The sequence below is a fragment of the Pseudomonas sp. GW823-FHT02F05 genome (genome assembly GCF_058797315.1).
In genome coordinates this window covers 20,603-40,181 of sequence record NZ_JBXAJM010000024.1, presented here as the reverse complement: position 1 = coordinate 40,181, position 19,579 = coordinate 20,603, and the positions used below count along the sequence as shown (strand labels likewise).

Genomic DNA, 19,579 nt, shown 5'->3' with positions numbered 1-19,579 from the left:
CATGCTGAAAAAAATCGCCTTCTTTGCCGGTTCCGCCCTGTTCGCTGCCAACCTGATGGCGGCCGAGCCGGCCAAGGCGCCACACGTGTTGCTCGACACCACCAACGGCCAGATTGAAATCGAACTGGACCCGGTCAAGGCGCCGATCAGCACCAAGAACTTCCTGGCCTATGTCGACAAGGGCTTCTACACCAACACGATCTTTCACCGCGTGATCCCCGGCTTCATGGTCCAGGGCGGCGGGTTCACCCAGCAAATGGCGCAAAAGCCGACCGAAGCACCGATCAAGAACGAAGCCAGCAATGGCCTGCATAACGTGCGTGGCACCTTGTCCATGGCTCGCACCAATGACCCGAACTCGGCCACCAGCCAATTCTTCATCAACGTGGCCGACAATGCCTTCCTCGACCCGGGCCGCGATGCCGGTTATGCCGTGTTCGCCAAAGTGGTCAAGGGCATGGACGTGGTCGACATCATCGTCAACTCCCAGACCACCACCAAGCAAGGCATGCAGAACGTGCCTATCGATCCTGTGATCATCAAGTCGGCCAAGCGCATCGACTGAGGTCCGCAGGCAGCTTTGCACGGTGCCCGCATGGCACCGTGCACCTTTGAAAGGAGAGCCCGCCCGGCGGGCGTCAAACCTAATGCTCTATCGTCGTTTTGAACAACTGATCGATATTTTCCGCGACGCCCCCAGCGCGGCCCCTCCCGAAAAAGTCCTGCCCTTCTATCTCTATTACCTGCGCCAGGTGTGGCCGTGCTTCGCCGCGCTGCTGGTGGTGGGGCTGGTCGGCGCCCTGATCGAAGTTGCGTTGTTCAGCTACCTGAGCCGCATCATCGACCTGGCCCAGGGCACGCCACCGGCGAATTTTTTCCAGATCCACAGCGCCGAGCTGATCTGGATGGCCGTGGTCGCCCTGTTGTTGCGCCCGCTCTTCAACGGCCTGCATGACTTGCTGGTGCACCAGACCATCAACCCTGGCATGACCAGCCTGATTCGCTGGCAGAACCACAGCTACGTGCTCAAGCAGAGCCTGAATTTCTTTCAAAACGATTTCGCCGGGCGCATCGCCCAGCGGATCATGCAAACCGGCAACTCCTTGCGTGACTCGGCGGTGGCGACCGCGGAGGCTATCTGGCACGTGTCGATCTACGCCATCAGTGCCCTGGTGTTGTTTGCCGAGGCCGACTGGCGGCTGATGATTCCGCTGATCACCTGGATCGTTTGCTACAGCCTGGCCCTGCGTTACTTCGTACCTCGGGTGAAAGAACGCTCGGTGATTTCCTCCGAGGCGCGCTCCAAACTGATGGGCCGAATCGTCGACGGCTACACCAATATCACCACTTTGAAGCTGTTCGCCCATACGCAGAACGAACAGGAATACGCCAAGCAAGCGATCATCGAGCAGACCGAAAAAACCCAACTGGCCGCCCGCGTGCTCACCAGCATGGACACCGTGATCTGTATTCTGAACGGCCTGCTGATCGTCACCACTACTGGCCTGGCCCTGTGGCTGTGGACCCAGTCGCTGATTTCCGTGGGCGCGATTGCCCTGGCCACCGGCCTGGTGATCCGCATCGTCAACATGTCCGGCTGGATCATGTGGGTGGTCAACGGCATTTTCGAAAACATCGGCATTGTGCAAGACGGCCTGAAGACCATCGCCCAGCCACTGGCCGTTATCGATCGGGAAAACGCTCCGCGCCTGACGGTGCCCCACGGCCAGGTACGCTTTGAGCAAGTGGACTTCCACTACGGCAAGAAGAGCGGAATCATTGGCGGCCTCAACCTTGAGATCAAGGCCGGGGAAAAGATCGGCTTGATCGGCCCATCCGGCGCGGGCAAGTCGACGCTGGTCAACCTGCTGCTGCGCCTTTACGACCTGCAGGGCGGGCGCATCCTCATCGACGGCCAGGACATCGCCGAGGTAGCCCAGGAGAGCCTGCGTGCACAAATCGGCATGATCACCCAAGACACCTCGTTGCTGCACCGCTCGATCCGCGACAACCTGTTGTATGGCAAGCCCGACGCGACTGACGAAGAACTGTGGGCGGCGGTGCACAAGGCCCGCGCCGATGAATTCATCCCGCTGCTGTCGGATTCCGAGGGCCGCACCGGGCTGGATGCCCATGTGGGTGAACGTGGGGTGAAACTCTCCGGCGGGCAACGCCAGCGTATCGCTATCGCCCGCGTGCTGCTCAAGGACGCGCCGATCCTGATCATGGACGAAGCCACCTCTGCGCTGGACTCTGAAGTGGAAGCGGCGATCCAGGAGAGCCTGGAAACCTTGATGCAGGGCAAGACGGTGATCGCAATTGCACACCGGTTGTCGACCATCGCACGAATGGACCGCCTGGTGGTGCTGGAAAAAGGCCAGATTGCCGAAAGCGGCAGCCATTCCGAGTTGTTGGCATACGGCGGGCTTTATTCGCGGTTATGGCAGCATCAGACCGGGGGTTTTGTCGGCATAGACTGATTTTGCTGAGTAAAGCCCCGCTCAATTCCGAACAATTCTGACAGCTTTCTCTATCTGGCTGGTCTTGCGACACAATCCTGCTGTACTGCAATCAGGCCCCAGGAGGGCCCTGATTTAAGGCAGCAGGGAAGCCACACAGACCGTTAATCAGATAGAGCAATCTAAGGAAGTGTTCATGTCACTGTTCAAACGTTCCGTAACGGAAGGACTGGGTACGTTTTGGCTGGTGTTGGGTGGCTGCGGGAGTGCGGTGTTGGCCGCAGCGTTCCCCAACGTCGGCATCGGCCTGCTCGGGGTGTCCCTGGCTTTTGGGCTCACGGTGCTGACCATGGCATTTGCCATCGGGCATATCAGCGGCTGTCACCTTAACCCAGCCGTCTCGGTGGGGTTGGTGGTCGGCGGCAGATTCCCGGCCAGGGAGCTGCCGGCCTACATTGTGTCGCAAGTGATCGGTGGCGCCATCGCCGCCGCACTGCTGTACTTCATCGCCAGCGGCAAACCCGGGTTCGAACTGGCCTCCGGGCTGGCAAGCAATGGTTATGGCGAGCATTCACCCGGTGGTTATTCAATGGCGGCAGGCTTTGTCTGTGAGCTGGTGATGACGGCGATGTTCGTGCTGATCATCCTTGGCGCCACCGACCGTCGAGCCCCGGCAGGCTTCGCGCCCATCGCCATCGGCCTGGGGCTGACGCTGATCCACCTGATCTCCATCCCGGTGACCAACACCTCGGTCAACCCGGCCCGCAGCACAGGGCCTGCGTTGATTGTCGGCGGCTGGGCGCTGCAGCAATTGTGGCTGTTCTGGCTCGCGCCCATCCTCGGCGCGGTGATCGGCGGCATTACGTACCGATGGTTGGGTACAGAAAAAACAGCTTGACCCAATCCCTGCAGGAGCGAGCTTGCTCGCGAAAAACGCCAACGATGACGCGGTGCATACAGCTGTAATCCCGCGTCGTCTGCACGTTCTTCGCGAGCAAGCTCGCTCCTACAGGGTGTTTCACGTGCCGTCAGAGTGCCGATAAGGCTGGGCCGCCCTCGCCTCTTCGGCATACGCCAGAACCCCCACCCGTTCACGCTCAAGAAAATCTTCCACAGCGTTCTTCAACCCAGGGTGGCGCAGGTAGTGCCATGACCGCGTAATCACCGGCTCAAACCCGCGAATCAATTTGTGCTCACCCTGGGCACCTGCATCGAAGCGTTGCAGGCCGTGGGCGATGGCGTAGTCCATGCCCTGGTAGAAACAGGTTTCGAAATGCAGGCGGTCGAATTCCGCCAGGCAACCCCAGTAGCGACCATAGAAGCTGTCGCCACCGAGCAGGCTGAAGGCCATGGCCACCGGGCGCGTGCCTTGTTTGGCCAAGACTACGCGTATGGCTGCCGGCATGCGCTCAGCCAACAGGCTGAAAAATGCGCGGGTCAGGTAGGGCGATTGCCGACGCACCGCGTAGGTGTTGGCGTAGCAGGCGTAAACAAAATCCCACTGGGATTCGCTCAGCTCATGGCCTTGCAACCACTCGAACTCGATACCCTGCCCTACCACTTGTTCGCGCTCTTTGCGCATCTGTTTGCGCTTGCGTGAACTCAGGGCGTCGAGGAAATCCTGGAAGTCGCGGTAACCACGGTTCTGCCAATGAAACTGACAACCCAGGCGTTGCAACCAGCCGGGGTGTTGGGCCATGGCTTCATCGGCGAGGGCATCGGTAAAGTTGATATGGGCGCTCGACAGGCCCTCGATCTCCAGATACCCCGGCAGGCTGTTGAGCAATTCGAAAGCGTCTGCGGCACTGGCAGCCAATACGCGCGGCCCACCGACCGGGCTGAACGGCACGGCCGTCAGCAACTTGGGGTAATAGTCGATGCCGGCGCGCTCGCAAGCGTCGGCCCAGCCGTGATCGAACACGTACTCGCCATAAGAATGCCATTTGCGATAACCCGGCAATGCCGCCATCAACCGGTCGCCTTCCCAGTGCAGCAAGTGCTCCGTCTGCCAGCCCGAATGCGGGCCGATGCTGGCGCTGTCTTCCAGCGCACTGAGAAACCCATGCTGCATAAACGGCTGGGCCTGTGGCATCAGGGCATCCCACGTGTGCGCAGCGATATCGGACAGGCTGTCCAGGCGTTGCAGCGGCATCGGCATCCTCATTGTTTCTTGGCATGAAAACCTGGGGAGTATCGCTGATCACAGCCGCGCACACATCCTCAAAACACGCGGACAGACGTCAAAACCCTTAGTTCCGTTGCGTAACGATTTGTCATCTAGATGAAATCACTTAGCCACTACTCCGTCATAAACGGTCGCGATACTGACGCCAGTTTTTAGAGCGTCCGGGTCTACCGGGCGACATTTTTTCCGTCCGTCATGGGTCGGTTGTGTCCTGGAGGGTGTTGCCCTCCCTCCTCACTTTCGGAGATTGATATGCGTCTTGCTTCCACTAAAACTGCGGCGGTCCTGTGTGGCGGCCTGTTGCTGGCACTGAGCGTTCCGGCCAGCGCTGCAGTCGACGCTAAATTGCTCGACATGCTCAAGGCCAACGGCCAGATCACCGCGGCGCAGTACACCGAACTGCAAATGGAACTGGCCAGGGATCAGAAAGAGCAGCAGATCGCACGCCAGGCTCAACAAGAGACCAACGAGCAGATCGCGGCCACTGCGAAAAAAACCAACGAGCTGAGCAGCTTCGACCAGAAATTGGCTTGGGCAGCCAAGACCCAGTTCAAGGGTGACGTGCGCTTCCGCCAGGAAACCATCAAGATCGACGGCGAGCCCAACAACGGTGGGCGTGACAAAGACCGTCAACGCATTCGTGCCCGCCTGGGTGCCTACACCGAAATCAACCCGCAAGTGGACACCGGTATCCGTATCGCCACCGGCGGCGGCGATGATGCACGCTCCACCAACCAGGACCAGGATGGTTACTTCGATAAAAAGTCGATCTGGCTGGACCTCGGCTACATCGACTACCACCCGGACCAGATCAAGAACCTGCACGTGATCGGCGGCAAGATGCTGCAGCCGTGGGTGAACATGGGCGATGTGATCTGGGATAGCGACATCAACCCTGAAGGCCTGGCCGTCACCTACAAATACCCACTGGGTAGCAGCGCTGAGCTGTTCGGTAGCCTGGGTAACTACAACCTCAAGGACAACGTGGACGGTGACGGCGTGCAATTTCGCCATGACCTGCGCCTGACGTCCGGCCAGTTGGGCACGCGGTTCTCGGTCACCGACAACCTGAAAATGACCTTGGGCGGCAGTATCTACGCCTACAAGAATGACGAGGACAGCCGCTGCACAACCACCACCACGCCTTGCGCACTGGCGGTCAACGGCAACTCGGCCAACAATGAATTCCGCCTGTACGAAGGTTTTGCGCAAGCAGACATCGGTGGCCTGGCCGTGCCGCTGTCGTTCTACGGGCAGTACGTGAAAAACAACGATGCAGTGACCGACCAGGACACCGCCTGGTTGCTGGGTGCCAAGTCCAAGGTGTTCGGTTTGAACCTGGACTACAACTACCGCGACGTTCAACGTAATGCCGTCGTAGGCGCCTTCACCGATTCGGACTTCGCCAACGGCACCACCGGCTCGCGCGGTCACAAGATGAAAGTCAGCTACGACATCGACAAGAACTTCGCCATCGGCGCCACCTACTTCCTGACCAAGGCTGACTTCGCCAGCCGGACCCAGCGGGATGCCGATACCAACACCTTGCAGCTGGATGCTGAAGCCAAGTTCTAACGTTTAACATGTAGGAGCGAGCTTGCTGTGGCGAGCAAGCTTGCTTGCGCTGGGGTGCGAAGCGCCCCCAAAAGCCTGCGACTGCTGCGCAGTCGAGCGGGAGCAAGCTCCCTCGCCACAGCAAGCTCGCTCCTACATGATGTCTTTACGCCGCTCGGCGGCCAGTTGTTCGGCCAGCGCATCAACACCCTCCACCGGCTCCTGCGGCATACGCTTGAGCGTTGCCTGCATCAGGCGCATCTGACGGATAAAGCGCCGGCAGTTCGGACAAAACATCAAGTGATGACGCACCAGCAGACGCTCCCGAAAGGTCAATTGCCCATCGAGATAGTCACTGGAACGCGCTACTTGTTCTTTACAGGTCAACATTCGCCCGTTTCCTCAAAATGCTCCACCGTGGCGAAGACTTTAAGCCGCGCTCGATGCAACAGCACACGGACGTTGGAGAGTGAAAGGGTCAGAAGATTACAGATTTCTTCCAGTTCCAGGCCCTGGCGTTCACGCAGGACCAGCACACTGCTTTGCAATTCGGACAAACTCAGAATCGTATGCTCCAGGCATTTGCGCAGTTCATCTTCGGTCAGCAGCGCTTCCGGGGTGTCTTGGTGCCAAGCGTAAGGGGCGACAGCCCAATGGCCATCATCCGGGCTGAAGCGGTCATCGCCAATGGTGCCGTGGGGTGAGGGCAAATCGTCGAGAAGGACTTCCCGACGATTTTGTTTGTAACGGCTCTTTGCGGAGTTGGCAGTGATCGTCAATAACCATGTCTTGAGGCTCGATCGCCCTTCGAACTTGGCCAGGTTGCGCACCACCGAGAGCCAGGCATCTTGCACCACCTCCTCGGCATGGCGCTGGCCGACGATGGCATACGCCACTGCGCGCATCGCACTCTGGTAAGTGTTGACCAAATCCTTATAAGCCCGCTGCTCACCCTTGAGCAGGCGTTCAAGCAGGTGCGCATCGTCCGCTGCTGCCATCGATTACCTCAATATTGCCGTGGAAATACGCTCAATGTGGGAGCTGGCTTGCCTGCGATCCAGACAACTCGGTGATTCAGGCACACCGAGCCGATGCCTTCGCAGGCAAGCCAGCTCCCACAGTAGATCGCGTCCGGCCACACACTCAGCGTTTGCGCAGGATCACACTGCCAATCGAATACCCGGCGCCAAAGGAGCTGAGTACGGCAACCGCGCCCTTGGGCAGGTCATCCTGATAAGTGTGAAACGCAATCACCGAGCCGGCCGAGCTGGTATTGGCGTAAGTATCGAGGATCACCGGCGCTTCTTCCACCGATGCCTCGCGTCCCAGCAATTTTTTCACGATCAAGTGATTCATGCTCAGGTTGGCCTGGTGCAGCCAGAAACGCTTCACATCAGTCACACTCAGCTGGTTTTCTGCCAAGTGCTCACCGATCAATTCGGCCACCATCGGGCAGACATCACGGAATACCTTGCGGCCTTCCTGCACGAACAGCTTGTCGGGGGCGCCGATGCCCTCTTCCGCCGTGCGGTTGAGAAAGCCGAAGTTGTTGCGAATGTTGTTGGAAAACTTGGTCAGCAGCTTGGTGCTCACCACGTCGAACTGATGTTCGGACGTCGCCAGGTCAGCACGCTCCAGGATCACCGCCGTGGCGGCATCACCGAAGATGAAATGGCTGTCACGGTCACGAAAGTTCAGGTGGCCGGTGCAGACTTCCGGGTTGACCATCAGGATCGCCCGGGCCTGGCCCAACTGGATGCTATTGGCCGCGTTCTGAATGCCGAAGGTGGCCGAGGAACACGCCACGTTCATGTCGAAGCCGAAACCCTGGATACCCAAGGCTTCCTGGACTTCGATGGCGATCGCCGGGTAGGCGCGTTGCAGGTTGGAGCAGGCGACAATCACGCCATCAATGTCGGCGACAGTCTTGCCGGCGCGCTGCAGGGCTTGTTCGGCGGCACCGATGGCCATCTGACAAAGCACCGACCATTCGTCGTTGCTGCGCTCGGGCAGGCGCGGCGCCATGCGCTGCGGATCGAGGATGCCGTCCTTGTCCATCACAAAACGGCTCTTGATGCCGGATGCCTTTTCGATGAATGCCGCGCTCGACTCGGTCAGCGCCTGCACCTCGCCACGTTCGATAGCGGCGGCGTTGTCGGCGTTGAACTGTTGTACGTAGGCATTGAAAGACTGCACCAGCTCTTCGTTGGAGATGCTGTTGGCCGGGGTGTACAGGCCGGTGCCGCTGATGACGACGTTATGCACGGTCGTTCCTCTAAATCTGTCAGGCAGAAGATATTGGTACCGTCGTACCAAACTGTAAGTCGTTTGATTCCGTCCAGCAGGCATCAAACTGGCAACGCTTTATCTAATCTTGTAGCCGCGAAGTTTGCCACAACGCCGGTGATTTGGCGCCATATGCCAGACAAACATCCAATTGTGGGAGAGGTTTGTCCTCATACCTGTAGGAGCGAGCTTGCTCGCGAAAAACTCACAGGCGCCGCGTTTATTCAGGAGAGCCGCGTTATCGTTGACGTTTTTCGCGAGCAAGCTCGCTCCTACAAGTGGGCCAGGGGTTCAGGGCTCTACCTGGCTCCATTGCTTGCTCAGGCGTTTATCGGAAATCGGCACTTTGGTGCCCAACTGCTGAGCAAACAGCGACACCCGGTATTCCTCCAGCCACCAGCGGTATAGCTCCAACTGCGGGTCGCGCTTGCCTTCCTGGGTGTGTTTGTTCAGGCGGTTCTGGTACTGCGCCCACAGGCCGCCCAATTCGCTGCTCCACACGCGGTCCTTTTGCACCTGGCTCGGCAGTTTTTCCAGGCGCAGTTCGATGGCCTTGAGGAAACGCGGCAGTTCCTTGAACCACTGGGCCGGGGTTTCCCGCACAAAACCTGGATACACCAGGTTGCTCAGTTGCTGCTTGATATCGTTCAAGGCCACGGCCTGGGCCAGGTCGATCTTGCCTTTGAAGCGTTTTTGCAGGCCGTGCCAGAGCTTCAGCACTTCCAGGGTCAGGCGCGCCAAGCGTTCGGCGTGCTCAGTCCAACTGCCGCGCTTGCGTTCAGCCAAGGCTGCCAGGCCAGCGCCGTCCCGTGGCAGGCTATCTTCGCCTTCAAGTACGCAGGTATCGAGGCTGGCCAGCAGGATGTCTTCCACCAGCGCGTCGATACGCCCCAGTTCACGGTACATCAAGCCCAACTCGGTCAAGCCCGGCAATTTGCCGCGCAGGAATTTCGCCGGTTCCGCCAATTGCTGCATCAGTAGGCGCTGCAAGGCGCGACGGTGCTGGAACTCGGCTTCGGCGGCAGTCGAGAAGCGCCCCTCCTTGACCGTGCCGTTCTCTTCCACCAGTGCCGGGTACACCGTCATCGATAGGCCGGCGATGTTCTGCTGGGTTTTTTCCGCCACCGCCGCAAACACCTTGGCCTCCACCGGCTGCTGGCTTTTCGCGGTTTGCGGCACGGCCAAAGCCGCCTGGCTGGCTTCGGCAAACCGTGCGGTGAGCTCGGCCAGGTCACGGCCTTCGCCGAGGAATTTGCCCTGGCCGTCGACCACTTCCAGGTTCATCTTCAGGTGATTCTCCACCTGTTGCGCCGCTTCGGCCCACGCCTCATCGCTGACCCGCGCACCGGTCATGCGCAGCAATTCACGCCCCAGCGCCTGGGGCAGCGAGCCCTGGCCGAATTCGATGCGTTGCAGCGCGGCCTTGACGAAGTCCGGCACCGGCACGAAGTTTTTGCGCAACGCCTTGGGCAAGTTGCGCACCAGAGCGATGCACTTGGCTTCGATCAACCCCGGCACCAGCCACTCCAGGCGCTCGGCTGGCAACGCCGGCAACAAAGGCGCCGGCACCCGCAGGGTCACGCCGTCACGTGGGTGGTTGGGTTCGAAGTGGTAACTCAAGGCCAGGGCCAGGTCGCCCAAGTGCAAGGTGTCCGGGTAATGCGCGGCGGTGACTTCACTGGCCTCGCGGGCCAGTACGTCTTCTTCACGCATGATCAACAGTTGCGGGTCTTTCTGGCTGTTGACCTTGTACCAACTGTCAAAGGTGGCGGTCTGGTGAATCTCTGCGGGCAGGCGCGCATCGTAGAAGGCGTACAGGGTTTCTTCGTCGGCCAGGATGTCGCGACGGCGGGCCTTGGCTTCCAGCTCGTCGAGTTGCTCCAGCAGTTTCTGGTTGGCCGTCAGGCACTTGGCACGGGACTGAATCTCGCCGCGCACCAGGCCTTCACGAATAAACAACTCACGGGACACCACCGGGTCAATCGGCCCGTAATGCACTGGCCGGCGCCCGACCACGATCAGCCCGAACAGGGTGATCTGCTCAAAGGCCACCACCTGGCCGCGCTTCTTCTCCCAATGGGGTTCGAAGTGGTTTTTCTTGATCAGATGCCCGGCCAGCGGCTCGATCCAGTCGGCGTCGATTTTCGCCACCATGCGTGCATAGAGCTTGGTGGTTTCCACCAGTTCAGCGGTCATCAGCCATTGCGGGCGCTTCTTGCCGATGCCCGAAGACGGGTGAATCCAGAAGCGACGCTGGCGCGCGCCGAGGTAATCGCCGTCTTCGGTCTTTTGGCCGATCTGGCTGAGCAAGCCGGACAGTACCGCTTTATGCAGCTTCGGATAGTCCGCGGGCTCTTTGTTGAGGCTCAGCTGCATGTCGCGGCAGATCAGGCTCAATTGACGATGGGAGTCGCGCCACTCGCGCAGGCGCAAGTAGTTGAGGAAGTTTTTGCGGCACCAGTTGCGCAACGGGCTGGCGGTCAGTTCCTGGCGCTGCTCCTCGAAACCGCGCCACAGGTTGACCAGCCCGGCGAAGTCCGAATCCGGATCTTTCCACTGTGCGTGGGCCTGGTCGGCCGCTTGTTGACGCTCCGGTGGGCGCTCGCGCGGGTCCTGGATCGACATGGCGCTGGCGACGATCAACACTTCCTGCAAACTGCCCAGCTTGGCCGCTTCCAGCAACATGCGGCCCATGCGCGGGTCCACCGGCAAGCGGGCAAGCTGGCGGCCCAACGGCGTGAGCTGGCTGTTGCGGTCTACCGCCGAGAGTTCTTGCAGCAGGTTGAAACCGTCGCTGATGGCCTTGCCATCCGGCGGTTCGATAAACGGGAAATCGGTGATCTCGCCCAGGCGCAGGTGCAGCATCTGCAGGATCACGGCAGCGAGGTTGGTGCGCAGGATCTCCGGGTCGGTAAATTCCGGGCGCCCGATAAAATCTTCTTCGCTGTACAAGCGCACGCAAATGCCCGGCTCAACCCGGCCGCAACGGCCTTTACGCTGGTTGGCGCTGGCCTGGGAGATCGCCTCGATGGGCAAACGCTGCACCTTGGCGCGGTAGCTGTAGCGGCTGATGCGCGCCGTGCCGCTGTCGATCACGTAGCGAATGCCCGGCACGGTCAGCGAGGTTTCCGCGACGTTGGTCGCCAGTACCACGCGCCGGCCCGGGTGGGACTGGAAAATGCGCTGCTGCTCGGCCGGCGACAGCCGTGCGTACAACGGCAAAATCTCGGTGTGCTTGAGCTGGGCCTTGCGCAGCATGTCGGCCGCGTCACGAATCTCGCGCTCGCCGGGCAGGAACACCAATACGTCGCCAGGACTGCGCCGTTCGCTGCGCTCATAGGCGGCGATTTCATCAAGGGTGGCAAGGATCGCCTGGTCGACCGTCAGGTCGTCCTCGACGCGGTTGCCCTCCTCGTCCTGTTCCAGGGTGAGTGGGCGATACCAGGTGTCCACCGGGAAGGTACGGCCCGACACCTCGACAATCGGCGCATCGTCGAAGTGCTTGGAAAAGCGCTCCAGGTCGATGGTGGCCGAGGTGATGATGACTTTCAGGTCGGGGCGACGCGGCAACAGGGTCTTGAGGTAGCCGAGCAGGAAATCGATGTTCAGGCTGCGTTCGTGGGCTTCGTCGACGATGATCGTGTCGTAGCGCTCGAGGTAGCGGTCGTTCTGGGTTTCGGCCAGCAGGATGCCGTCGGTCATCAGCTTGATCAGGGTGTTGGAGTCACTCTGGTCTTCGAAGCGCACTTGGTAACCGACCAGCGCACCCAATGGCGTGGCCAGCTCTTCAGCGACACGGCTGGCGACACTGCGCGCTGCGATCCGGCGTGGCTGGGTGTGGCCGATCAGGCCGAACTGGCCGCGGCCGATTTCCAGGCAGATTTTCGGCAACTGCGTTGTTTTACCCGAGCCGGTTTCACCGGCGATGATCAGTACCTGGTGCTTGTTCAGCGCGTCCTTGATCTCATCGCGCTTGGCGGCAATCGGCAGGCTGTCGTCGTAGCGAATCACCGGCAGGCTGGCGCGCCGCGCCGTGACCTGCGCGCACGATGCCTGCATGCGCGCCACCCACTGCGCCAACTTGTCCTCGTCGGGCTTCTTGCGCAGCTCAAGCAACTGCCGGCGCAAGCGGTGGCGGTCGGCGAGCATGGCGTGATCGAGGGTTTTGAGCAGTTGGTCGATGGTGGGTGCTTGGTCAGTCATCAGGTGCGTTTGGGTCGTCTATTTATGCAGGGGGCGGATTGTCGCAGAAAAGCAGCTGCTAGCGGCAAGCTTCAAGCAGCAAGTAAGGGCAGACCTACCTTCACTTGCCCCTTGCAGCTTGCAGCTTGCAGCTTATGGCTGCTCTTTCCTCTTATAAGGGAACACGTCGATCACCTTGCCGGCACGAATCGCGTCCTGCAGGCCTTTCCAGTAGTCAGCGTTGTACAACTCGCCATGCAGCTCATCGAACAACCGGCGCTGCCCGGCGTCGGCAAACAGGAACGGCGGGAACTCTTCGGGGAACACATCCAGCGGGCCGATGGAGTACCAGGGCTCGGAGGCCATTTCATCCTCGGGGGTGCGCGGCGCGGGAATATGGCGGAAGTTGGCTTCGGTGAGAAAGCAGATTTCGTCGTAGTCGTAGAACACCACGCGGCCGTGGCGGGTGACGCCAAAGTTCTTCAGCAACATGTCGCCGGGGAAGATATTCGCCGCCGCCAGTTGCTTGATCGCCAGGCCGTAATCCTCCAATGCTTCGCGCACCTGGGCGGGGTTGGCGTTGTCGAGGTAGAGGTTGAGCGGGGTCATGCGTCGCTCGGTCCAGCAGTGGCGGATGAGCACGGTGTCGCCCTCCACTTCGACGGTACCGGCGGCGACTTCCAGCAGCTCGGCCAGGCACTCGGGCTCGAACTTGCTCAAGGGGAAGCGGAAGTCGGCGAACTCCTGGGTGTCGGCCATGCGCCCCACCCGGTCGACGCTTTTCACCAGGCGGTACTTTTCGATCACCGTGGCGCGGTTGACGTTTTTTGACGGCGAGAAGCGGTCCTTGATGATCTTGAACACCGTATTGAAACCCGGCAGCGTGAACACGCTCATGACCATGCCGCGCACGCCGGGGGCCATGATGAACTGGTCGTCGGTGGTGGCCAGGTGGTTGATCAGCGCGCGGTAGAACTCGGATTTGCCGTGCTTGTAGAAACCGATGGAGGTGTACAACTCGGCAATGTGCTTGCCCGGCAGGATGCGCTTGAGAAAGCCGATGAATTCCGCTGGCACGGGTACATCGACCATGAAATAGGAACGGGTGAACGAGAAGATGATCGACACGTCGGCTTCGTCAGTGATCAACGCATCGATCTGGATGCCACGCCCTTCGCGGTGCAGCAGCGGAATCACCAACGGCCATTGTTCGTCGCGGGTGTAGATACGCCCCACGAGGTAGGCGCCTTTGTTGCGGTACAGCACTGAGGAAAACAACTCGACCTTGAGGTCCGGGTCCTTGCACACCCAATCCGGCAGGTTTTCCCGCAACTGGGCTTCGAGGCGGCGCAGGTCGGCGGGCAGGTCGGCGTAGGGCTCGCTGAAGCTGTAGTCAGAGAAGACCTGCGCCAGCATGTCCGCTATTTTACCGGCCGGCGTGTAGATACGGGTTTGCGCCGCCCGCGCCCGGCGCAGGCTAGGCCGGGTGGTATGGATGAACATGCAGCCGTCACTGATCAGGTCATGGCTGAACAGGCCGCAGAAGATCGAGTTGTACCAGGTCTCGGACAGCTCATCGTCAAAGCGCAGGTCGATCAAACCGATATAAGCGCTTTTTACCAAGGGCCACTGGCCGATGTCCTGCAATCCAGCAGGGTCGAAACTGGCGCGCAGACGGGTAGTCACCTCAGCGACTTTCTCCTCATAGAGATTGATGCGCGCCGCCGACGCGGCCTGCCCCTGCTGCCACTGGGCCTTCTCGAAACGCTCACGGGCGCCATCGGTGATCTGGCGGAAGTGCTCACGGTAATCGTCGAAACCGTCGAGGATCATCCGGGCGATAGCGAGGGCGGACTGCGACATGCGGGAAACCTCGAACGGGTATCTGGAAGCCCAGAGCTTAGCCAGTGAACCGAGGCAGGAGAAGAATGATTTTGCACGGGGGCAAACTGACTGCAATTAGCCATTGTGCCGACCTGCCCGCTGGGCAACACTTCTGCGCCCGATTGGCATAGGAGTTTTCCGTGAGACCTGTTGACACCCTGTATCTGCTGGGGCTGGCTGCCATCTGGGGCGCGAGTTTCCTGTTCATGCGCATCATCGCGCCGGAAATCGGCACGGTGCCCACCGCGTTTTTCCGCGTGTCGATTGCCGCCGCGGGCCTATTGGTGATCCTGGCGATGCTGCGCGTGAGCTGGGATTTCCAGGGCAAGTTCAAGACGGTCCTGCTGCTGGGCGTGATCAACTCGGGGATTCCCGCGACGATGTACTCGGTGGCGGCGCAGGTACTGCCGGCGGGTTATTCGGCGATTTTCAACGCCACTACACCGCTGATGGGTGTGCTGATCGGCGGGTTGTTTTTCAGCGAACGCCTGACGCCGGCAAAAATAGCGGGTGTGGCCTTGGGTCTGCTTGGTGTTGCCGTGCTCACCCGCGCAGGGCCGGTGGCATTTGATCTGGAACTGTTAATAGGCGCATTAGCATGCCTGCTGGCGACCACCTGCTATGGCTTCGCCGGTTTCCTGGCGCGACGCTGGCTGGATCAGCGCGGCGGGTTGGACAGTCGTCTCTCTGCCTTGGGCAGTATGCTGGGTGCTACGTTGTTTTTGCTGCCGTTCTTCGCCTTCAGCGCCATCACCCAGCCACCGGCGAGTTGGGGCGGCTGGCAGGTGTGGGTGTCGCTGCTCGGATTGGGGCTGGTATGTACGGCGTTCGCCTACATCCTGTACTTCCGCCTGCTGTCATCCATTGGCCCGGTCAAATCGATGACCGTGACCTTCATGATTCCGCCGTTCGGCGTGTTGTGGGGTGCGTTGCTGTTGGATGAGCCGCTGTCCATGGCCCACCTGTATGGCGGTGTGCTGATTGCCGGGGCGTTGTGGTTGGTGTTGCGCCCGCAAAAACTGTAGGAGCGCCCCTGTGGCGAGGGAGCTTGCTCCCGCTCGACTGCGTAGCAGTCGCAAGCTCCTGGGGGCGCTTCGCACCCCAGCGCAAGCAAGCTTGCTCGCAACAGCTAGCTCGCTCCTACAGGGGTGGTTTCTAGCTCTTACGGAACACGAAGACCAAGCCGACAATGATCAACGCCATTCCCAGCACGCTCAACAGCGCCAGGCGGTTACCGAAGATCAGGTAGTCCATCACCGCGGTCACCGCCGGCACCAGATAGAACAAACTGGTGACATTCACCAGGTTGCCGCGGGCAATCAGCCGATACAGCAACAGCGTCGCCAGCACCGACACCACCAAGCCCATCCACAGCACCGGCAGGTAAAAGCCTGCACTGTGCTCGAAGTGGAACGGCTGGAACGGCACGAACACTCCGCACAGCAACAGCCCGGCCAAGTATTGCAGTGGCAGCGTGCCCAAAGGATTGTCGGTGATGCGCTTTTGCATGATCGAGCCAAACGTCATGCTCGCCAGCGCCAGCAGCCCGAACACCATCCCGGCCAGGGACATGCCCGCCAACCCGATGCCCTGGTACACCACCATGATCAAGCCCGCCAACCCCAACCCCAGGCCGAACAGCCGGCGCCAGGAGCGTTGGCGCTCCATCAGCACCACGGTGAGGATCGGCTGCACACCCATGATGGTCGCCATCACCCCAGGGGTGACGTTGAGGTCCAGGGCCAGCAGATAGAAGATCTGATAGGCCCCCAGCAAGACCAGGCCCGTCGCCGCCGCATACAGCAGCGGCTTGCCGGGACGTGGCAGCTTCAACTTGAGGAGCGGGACCAGCACTACCAACCCCATCAGGGCAATGGCAAACCGGATCAACAGAAAGGCAAAGGGCGACGCATGGGCCAGGCCCAACTTGGAGAAGATCGCCCCGCTGCTCCACAGCAAGACAAACACGCTCGTCGAGGCCGCCGCGGCCACGGATTGTTTCGAAAGCACAGACATGGTTACCACCTGTTATCAGGCAAAAAAGCCGACTCAGTAAAAAACTGAATTTCAGTAGGTTTTTTCAGGCAGGCACGGGCAACAGCGAATCGCTGATCAGCCCGAAATGCCAACACCCGGCGGTGATACGACTGCGTACACCGGCGTGCTACTGACAGGTGGGGGGTAATGACTGATCTGCGCAGGCTGCTTGCCACGGCACCGCACGACCACGGCGTTGACCGCTGAATCGACTACCGCTATGCGCTGGGAAGCTGGCATGTGCTGATCTTTTTGAAGGGATATAAAGACGCGACGACTATAACCAGCCGCAAACATACTTTGCAATCCTTTCCCCCTTGCCTTGTACATGGAGGCGTTTTCATGCCCTGGAACCTGGCCACTCGCTATAATGCCGCCCGGATTTTTCGAAGGATTTCACATGATTGCTTTGCCCTGGCTGTACCTCACCCTACTTTCCATTGGCTATGTCGTGGCTTTGATCTACGGCCAACTGGGCGTACTGGCGGCGGTCTCCATCGCACTGCTGCTGGTGGCCGGGTACGCCGTGCGCCAGCAACGCAACCCTTGGGCACGCTACTTGGGCCAAGGCTTGTTTATCGTACTGGCCCTGGGCCTGGTGATGCACTGGCTGCCGGGTTTCTATAACGGCCGCGGTATTGCGCCCCAGCGTTTAACTCCGGACTCAGTGCCCTTCTCGATGTACCTGAACCAGGACAAGCCCCTGGTAGGCTTCTGGCTGTTGCTGGCCTGCCCGTGGATTGTGGCGCGACGCTCATTGCGCCTGTCGATCTGCGTCACCGCCCTGGCACTGACCCTGACCGCCATCGTCGCACTGGGTGGTGCCGCACTGATGGGAATGATCAGTTGGGCGCCGAAATGGCCGGACCAGGCATGGCTGTGGGTACTCAATAACCTGCTGCTGGTGACGCTGGTGGAAGAAGCGCTGTTTCGTGGCTATGTTCAGGGCGGCCTGAGCCAACGTTTCAAACACTTGCCCTACGGCGAGAACCTTGCGCTGCTGCTGGCTTCGCTGTTATTCGGCCTGATGCATTTCGGTGCGGGTTGGCAATGGGTGACGCTGGCCAGTATTGCCGGGGTCGGTTACGGCCTGGCGTATCGCTTTGGCGGGCTCGGCGCAGCGATTGCCACGCATTTTGGCTTGAATCTGCTGCACTTCGGCTTGTTCACCTACCCAATGCTGGCCAGCTAAGCCTGCCCGACTGTAAGAACGAGCTGTTGTGGCGACGGAGCTTGCTCCCGCTCCGGTGCGTAGCGCCCGCAAGTTGTTTGGGGCCGCTTCGCAGCCCAGCGGGAGCAAGCTCCCTCGCCACAGTCGGCACTCTGCTCCCAGGATTGTTGCAAAAATAAGTTAAATAAATGCCCAGCATGGCCGATAACCCCTGAAAGCCTTGCGGATTGAACAATCATGCGTAATAACCAACCCGTTACCCAGCGCGAACGTACCTTCCCTGCTCAGCAACGGTTGATCTCCACCACAGATGCCAAGGGTGTCATTACCTACTGCAACGACGCGTTTGTCGAAATCAGTGGGTTCACCCGCGACGAACTGGTCCGTGCTCCGCACAACCTGGTGCGTCACCCGGATGTGCCCTCGGCGGTGTTCGCACACATGTGGTCCACGCTCAAACAAGGCTTGCCATGGATGGGCATTGTCAAGAATCGCTGCAAGACCGGCGACCACTACTGGGTTAACGCCTATGTAACACCGGTATTCGACGGTAACCAGGTGATCGGCTACGAATCGGTGCGCATCAAGCCCACCGCCGAGCAGATCCGCCGGGCCGAGGCGCTTTATCAACGCATCAACCAGGGCAAGTCGGCGATTCCCCAGCGCGACAAATGGCTGCCGGTGCTGCAGGACTGGCTGCCGTTTATCCTGGTCAGCCAACTGAGCTTCATGATCGGCGCCACCCTCACCTCCCAGTGGGGCTTTGCCTTGGCGGCAGCGTTGTCGGTGCCGTTGGGCCTGCTGGGGCTGAGCTGGCAACAGCGCGGCCTCAAGCGCTTGCTGCGCCTGGCCGAACAGACCACGTCCGACCCGCTGATTGCGCAGATGTACACCGACAGCCGTGGCGCCCAGGCCCGACTGGAAATGTCGATCCTCAGCCAGGAAGCGCGTCTGAAGACCTGCCTGACCCGCTTGCAGGACACTGCCGAGCACCTCAACGATCAGGCGGCACAGTCCAACACCCTGGCGCACAGCAGCTCCAGCGGCCTGGAACGTCAGCGTGTGGAAACCGAACAGGTGGCCACCGCCGTCAACCAGATGGCTGCAACCACCCAGGAAGTTGCCAGCCACGTGCAGCGCACCGCCGACGCCACCCAGGAAGCCAACCGCCTGACCGGTCGCGGCCGCGATATCGCCGGGGAAACCCGCGAGGCGATTCAGCGGCTTTCGGCCGCCGTTGGCGAGACCGGCGTGACCGTCACTCAACTGGCCAAGGACAGCGATGAAATTGGCGGCGTTGTCGATGTAATCAAGGGCATCGCCGACCAGACCAACTTGCTGGCACTCAACGCCGCTATCGAAGCCGCGCGTGCCGGTGAGATGGGCCGTGGTTTTGCGGTGGTCGCCGATGAAGTGCGCCAACTGGCGCAGCGTACGGCCGAATCCACCGGGCAGATCCATGCCTTGATCGCCAAGCTGCAACACACGGCGGCCGCGGCCGTGCAAACCATGGACGCCGGGCACCGCCAGGCCGAAGAAGGTGTGGCGCGGGTGATGGAAGCGGACCAGGCATTGGTGGGTATCAGCGAGGCGGTGGCCAATATCACCGACATGACCACCCAGATTGCCGCGGCCACCGAAGAGCAAAGCGCCGTGGCCGAGGAGATCAGCCGTAACATCAGCACTATTGCGCTGTTGGCAGACCAGACCTCAGAGCAGGCGATGAACTCGGCGCAGTTGAGTGAAGAACTGACTCATACGGCGAATACTCAGTACTCGCTGGTGGAGCGTTTTAACCGGTAGAACTTCAGGGGCTCACTT

14 protein-coding genes are annotated in these 19,579 nt (G+C 60.4%); 7 read left to right on the top strand and 7 right to left on the bottom strand.

From position 1 onward, the window contains the following. Position 1: 1 nt before the first annotated feature. The 3 genes from AC1RAC_RS24155 (at position 2) to aqpZ (ending at position 3,357) form a co-directional block, all read left to right on the top strand. Entirely contained in the window at positions 2-565 is a 564-nt protein-coding gene (locus tag AC1RAC_RS24155) for a peptidylprolyl isomerase (protein WP_034128293.1), read from the top strand. A gap of 82 nt (positions 566-647) precedes the next feature. Next, on the top strand, positions 648-2,480 hold the full coding sequence (locus AC1RAC_RS24150) for an ABC transporter ATP-binding protein (protein WP_054897840.1): 1,833 nt from the start codon (positions 648-650) through the stop codon (positions 2,478-2,480). 175 nt (positions 2,481-2,655) lie between these two features. Next, positions 2,656-3,357, top strand: a complete 702-nt coding sequence (gene aqpZ / locus AC1RAC_RS24145; protein WP_054920241.1) for an aquaporin Z — start codon at positions 2,656-2,658, stop codon at positions 3,355-3,357. Positions 3,358-3,477: 120 nt separating this feature from the next. Here the strand turns inward: aqpZ and AC1RAC_RS24140 are convergent, their stop codons facing one another. Beyond that, the gene (locus tag AC1RAC_RS24140) at positions 3,478-4,611 is read right to left on the bottom strand and encodes a GNAT family N-acetyltransferase (RefSeq protein ID WP_492617047.1); all 1,134 of its coding nucleotides are present in this window, start codon (positions 4,609-4,611) and stop codon (positions 3,478-3,480) included. 285 nt (positions 4,612-4,896) lie between these two features. On the opposite strand from AC1RAC_RS24140, the gene AC1RAC_RS24135 reads away from it, so the two are divergent. Next, positions 4,897-6,219 carry a putative porin gene (locus tag AC1RAC_RS24135; RefSeq protein ID WP_003193136.1) on the top strand — a complete coding sequence of 441 codons (1,323 nt, stop codon included), beginning with the start codon at positions 4,897-4,899 and terminating at the stop codon, positions 6,217-6,219. A 132-nt stretch (positions 6,220-6,351) separates the two neighbouring features. On the opposite strand, the gene AC1RAC_RS24130 is transcribed toward AC1RAC_RS24135, so the two are convergent. The 5 genes from AC1RAC_RS24130 to aceK form a co-directional block, all read right to left on the bottom strand. Then, the gene (locus AC1RAC_RS24130) at positions 6,352-6,588 is read right to left on the bottom strand and encodes an anti-sigma factor family protein (protein WP_014719432.1); all 237 of its coding nucleotides are present in this window, start codon (positions 6,586-6,588) and stop codon (positions 6,352-6,354) included. Then, a complete protein-coding gene (locus tag AC1RAC_RS24125) occupies positions 6,582-7,196 on the bottom strand; it encodes an RNA polymerase sigma factor (RefSeq protein ID WP_057976213.1) in 615 nt (204 codons plus the stop codon). Before AC1RAC_RS24125 ends, AC1RAC_RS24130 begins: the two co-directional genes overlap by 7 nt. A gap of 145 nt (positions 7,197-7,341) precedes the next feature. Further along, a complete protein-coding gene (locus AC1RAC_RS24120; RefSeq protein WP_072447456.1) occupies positions 7,342-8,463 on the bottom strand; it encodes a beta-ketoacyl-ACP synthase III in 1,122 nt (373 codons plus the stop codon). Positions 8,464-8,775: 312 nt separating this feature from the next. Next, positions 8,776-12,687 (bottom strand): ATP-dependent RNA helicase HrpA, encoded by a 3,912-nt coding sequence (gene hrpA, locus AC1RAC_RS24115; RefSeq protein ID WP_096143525.1) that lies wholly within the window; start codon positions 12,685-12,687, stop codon positions 8,776-8,778. Between the two features lie 132 nt (positions 12,688-12,819). Then, a complete protein-coding gene (gene aceK / locus AC1RAC_RS24110) occupies positions 12,820-14,529 on the bottom strand; it encodes a bifunctional isocitrate dehydrogenase kinase/phosphatase (protein WP_034128409.1) in 1,710 nt (569 codons plus the stop codon). Positions 14,530-14,690: 161 nt separating this feature from the next. Here aceK and AC1RAC_RS24105 point away from each other — a divergent pair, with 161 nt between their 5' ends. Next, entirely contained in the window at positions 14,691-15,575 is an 885-nt protein-coding gene (locus AC1RAC_RS24105; RefSeq protein WP_054897844.1) for a DMT family transporter, read from the top strand. A gap of 130 nt (positions 15,576-15,705) precedes the next feature. Here the strand turns inward: AC1RAC_RS24105 and AC1RAC_RS24100 are convergent, their stop codons facing one another. Further along, positions 15,706-16,566, bottom strand: coding sequence for a DMT family transporter (locus tag AC1RAC_RS24100; RefSeq protein WP_072447446.1), 861 nt, complete (start codon positions 16,564-16,566; stop codon positions 15,706-15,708). Positions 16,567-16,987: 421 nt separating this feature from the next. Between AC1RAC_RS24100 and AC1RAC_RS24095 the strand changes: the two genes are divergently transcribed. Continuing rightward, on the top strand, positions 16,988-17,779 hold the full coding sequence (locus AC1RAC_RS24095) for a CPBP family intramembrane glutamic endopeptidase (RefSeq protein ID WP_492617046.1): 792 nt from the start codon (positions 16,988-16,990) through the stop codon (positions 17,777-17,779). Between the two features lie 216 nt (positions 17,780-17,995). Continuing rightward, complete coding sequence (locus AC1RAC_RS24090) at positions 17,996-19,561, top strand: methyl-accepting chemotaxis protein (protein ID WP_034128405.1); 1,566 nt, start codon at positions 17,996-17,998, stop codon at positions 19,559-19,561. The last annotated feature ends 18 nt before the right edge of the window (positions 19,562-19,579 follow it).